At 34.7% G+C, this 3,145-nt stretch carries 1 protein-coding gene; it reads left to right on the top strand.

Annotated features, from left to right (window positions below):
- The first annotated feature begins 37 nt into the window (after positions 1-37).
- On the top strand, positions 38-2,395 hold the full coding sequence (locus FZ945_RS09690; RefSeq protein WP_148804170.1) for an autotransporter domain-containing protein: 2,358 nt from the start codon (positions 38-40) through the stop codon (positions 2,393-2,395).
- Positions 2,396-3,145 lie beyond the last annotated feature (750 nt).

Here is a 3,145-nt window from a genome sequence, read left to right on the forward strand (position 1 = left end):
GTATAATGGTGCTACCAAAATCTAAAAAGGAGTTGAAATGAAAATTTCAAAGATTGCGTGCGTAGCACTTCTAGGTGCTAGTTTTGCAGTTTCTAGTGCGTTTGCAACGCCACAAACTGACTATGATACTGCTGTATCTAACAAAGAAAATGCTATTAAAGCTAATAGCGCCGATCAAAAAACTAAAGCTGAAGCTTACAACAAAGTAATGGCTCAAGTTAAAGTCCTACAAGGCATCGAAGAGCTAAAAGATTGGGATGGCACAGCTACAAATACCGATCCTGAAAAAGCAAAAACTTTCAAAAAGATCTCAGACGCAGTTGCTGCTATAAAAGATGAGCTAGATAAGATAAAACCAGCTAGCGGTTCTTTAGAGTTAGTAGCAGCTGATAAGACTTCAAAGCTAACTATCGATAATGCAGGTGCTGTTAAGGTTAATATCGATGGAAATGGTGGTAAACAAGAAGCTACAGGCGAAGTAACACTTGATTTTGCTACTCCAACTACAAATGCTGCTGACATAGCTAAAATTTTTAGCGATAAAAATGCAAATGTTTGGAATGAATTTGTTAAAGCATTTGCTGATAAGCACGCTGAGCTAGTTAAAGAGCGTGATGAAAAACTAGCTGATGATATAAAAACTACTCTAGATCCAGCTATCCAAACAGCTGCTGTTGCTCTTGCTACAGTTGAAACAACTGCTCCAACTTATGAAGGCACAGTTAAAAACTATGATGCGCTTAACGATGCTCTAAAAAAAGATGTAGCTGCAAAAGAAAAAGTAAAAGCTGACAAAGACAAAGAACTTGCAACTGCTGTTAAAGATTTACAAACAGGCGCTGACAAAGATAAAGTAGCTCTAAAAGGCACAGATGCAACTAGCATCGCAAAACAAGCTGATGCAGTAACTGCAGCAAAAACTGAACTAACAACAGCTGCTACTGGTAGTGATGATGATAAAAAAACTGCACTTAAAAAAGCTATCGAAGCTGGTGTGCCTGTAGAAAGTGCTGGCAAGAAATTAAGCGCTGCTGATGTTGATAAACTAGAGACTGGTGACCTTGGCACAGTTACAACTGCAGCCGCAGCCGCAGCTACTACTGCTGAAACAGCTATGGCTACTGTAAAAACAGATGCTGCAGCAGTTAAAGCTCAAGATACTATAATAGAAACTTCTACTAAGGCTATCGCTGATCAAAAAGCAAAAGTAAAAGAAATTTCTAACACTAGAGCAAAAGCTATCGCTACATCTGAAAATTTAGATAAAGGTGAAAGCGATGTGCTAACTGCACTTTCTGATATCTTTGATAGCAATGCAAGAGTAGAGAGTATCATCGCAGATGAGTCTGCTAATGATGTAGCTGATGGTGTAAGCGAACTTCACTCAACACTTGACACAGCTACAAAATCACTAAATAAAGGTAACTTTACTGATATAGTGATCTTTAATACAAATCTTGCAACAAATACACGTCTAGCAAAACTATCAAATCCTTATAATGGAAATTTAGCACTTGCTTATGCTGTTAAAAATATGGCTGGTGAGAAATTTGCAGATAATGGCAGCGATGCACTAAGCTCAGTCGTAAAAGAGTATACAAACAGATACAACTACGACAACAACCTATGGGGTAATGTATTTGGCGGTAAAGCAAAAGTAAAAGATGCTGCAAATACTGACGTATATGGCTTTACTCTAGGCTATGACAAAGCATTTGACAACACAATAGTTGGTGGTTTCTTCACACTTGCTAAAGCTCAATCTGATGGCAATAATGTAAAAAATGATGCTGATAACTATAGCTTTGGTGTATATACAAGAAGCTACTTTGGTCAAAATGAACTAGATAGCAAATTTGCTTATGGCTTTGCTAAAAATACTCTAAAAACAAAATCAAGCCCAATAGGTGATAATGAAGGCAAATACGACAGCAAATACTTCGATATCGCACTTGATTATGGTTATGTATTTGACATCGGTAACGCTAAATTTGTAAAACCTATCTTCGGTCTTGAATATACAAACCTCAAAAATGACAGCTTTACAGCTGGCGGTCCTGTAGATCTAAACTTTGCAAAAACAAGTGTAAAAACTTTAAATGCAAAACTTGGAGCTGAATTTAGAGCTTATACAGAAAAAGGCGACTACTTCTATGTAACTCCAGGTATCGAGAGAGAACTTAGCAAGAGCGCAGATGATAGCGTGTTAAATTTTGCTGGTTCAAGAAATGTAACTTTTGATGCAGATAAGAGAAAATACACTTATGCTACATTGAAAACTGGTGCTGAGTTTAAGATCACTGATAGTCTTAGCACAAACATCAACTTTGGTGTCAAAGCAAGATCTAAAAATCAATTCTACAACGGCACTTTGGGACTTTCTTATAAGTTCTAATAACACATCAAAGCACGCTCTTTAGCAACCGGAGCGTGCTTGCTTAGTTTCATGATAGATCCAAATCCCTTCAATCCAAGCTCACCTCGGGCTTGGATTTTAATTTTATATTTTTATACTCATTGCTAATCTTTTTATCTTTTAAAATAAACTGAACTAAAAATAAAATATACTGCTTAGCTTAAATTTATAAAAATTTGAGAGTAGAAATTTAGATAAATTTATATTGAGCATGGCTTTGATCAGCTAGTATTGTTGAAGGCATTTGCTAGATAGATAAAATTTAAGAATAAGTGATTTTATATTTGTGCTGTATAAGCTAAAATGCTCTTTTTATGGTTAGTAAAAGCATTGGCTTGCTAGCTAAAATAAAGTGTGATAAAAGGAATATTGTAAGAAAAGGCGAACTTCTTGGAAGATGAGTGAAAACGCTTAAGTATGGATTATTTTATGGTTGTGTGCATTGATTGAATGTAAATGAGATAAGATTTTTAAAAGATAAGATGAAAGAAATTTTAGAAATCACGGCAAAATGTGAAATTTGTTTTTCGTATAAGTTAAAATTTGAATATCAATTCAAAGTGCTTTATTGCAATTAAATAAAAGAATAAATTTTAAATACAGGTTTTTGAAATATTTTATAAAGCTTCATTGAGTAAATTTATAAAAACATAGACAAATTTTTAAAAGCACGGTGGGATTTGCGATATGAAATTTATTTTTTAGGCAGTGTTTATATGGTTTTATGTG

It is taken from the genome of Campylobacter concisus (genome assembly GCF_902460535.1).
Taxonomy (GTDB): domain Bacteria; phylum Campylobacterota; class Campylobacteria; order Campylobacterales; family Campylobacteraceae; genus Campylobacter_A; species Campylobacter_A concisus_AS.

Bases quoted from the DNA above. Each gene is read 5' to 3' on its own strand.
- FZ945_RS09690 (WP_148804170.1), top strand. From the start codon at position 38: ATGAAAATTTCAAAGATTGCGTGCGTAGCACTTCTAGGTGCTAGTTTT.